Source organism: Streptomyces sparsus, from assembly GCF_054776295.1.
In genome coordinates this window covers 1-915 of record NZ_BAAHCA010001381.1, presented here as the reverse complement: position 1 = coordinate 915, position 915 = coordinate 1, and the positions used below count along the sequence as shown (strand labels likewise).

Annotated in this window: 1 protein-coding gene; it reads left to right on the top strand. The window is 70.7% G+C overall.

The features are described from left to right. Positions 1 to 858 (top strand): carbohydrate ABC transporter permease (locus tag ACYVE9_RS28570; RefSeq protein WP_461030785.1); only part of this gene is annotated, 858 nt, incomplete at its 5' end. Positions 859 to 915 lie beyond the last annotated feature (57 nt).

Below are 915 nucleotides of genomic sequence, written 5' to 3'. Positions count from 1 at the left end.
GGCAGGACGGCCGACTCGGCCGCGGGCCGCCGACCGCGCTGGACCCCGGGACGGATCGCCCTGCTCGCCACAGCGCTGGTGGTCGCCGCTGCCTGGCTGCTGCCGCTCGCCTGGGCGGTCGCCACCTCGCTCAAGCCGGAAGGCGAGACCGCGCAGACGCCGCTGCGGTGGATCGGCTCCACGGTCACCTTCGAGGCCTACGCCAAGGTGTGGGAGTCGGGGGACCTGCTGCGCTGGATCGGCAACTCGCTGTTCGTCTCGGTCGTCACCACCGCGCTGACCGTGCTGCTGTCCGCCATGGCCGCCTACGGCTTCGCCCGCACCGACTTCCGGGGCCGCAAGTGGCTGTACGGGCTGGTGCTCGCCGGGATCATCGTGCCGCCGCAGGTGCTGATCGCTCCACTGTTCACGCAGATGGTGCAGCTGCGCCTGGTCGACACCTACTGGGGCGTGATCCTGCCCCAGGTCGCCGTCCCGGCGATGGTGTTCATCCTGGTGAAGTTCTTCCAGGGCGTGCCGCGGGAGCTGGAGGAGGCGGCGTTCGTCGACGGCGCGGGCCGCTGGCGGGTGTTCTGGACGATCGTGATGCCGCTGTCCCGACCGGTGCTCGCCGCGGTCGCGATCTTCACCTTCATCTCCACCTGGAACAACTTCCTCTGGCCCTTCCTGGTCACCACCGACCCCGACGCCATGACCCTGCCGGTGGGACTGGTCAGCGTGCAGTCCTCGTTCGGGGTCAGGTACGCGCAGATCATGGCGACGCTCGTGATCGCCGGACTGCCCCTGCTGATCGTCTTCATGCTGTTCCAGCGCCAGATCGTGCGCGGCATCGCGCACACCGGCCTCGCCGGGCAGTGACACCCCGGGGCCGGCTCAGCGCCGCCGGCCGGCCCCGTACGACCGTCCCGCGTCGAC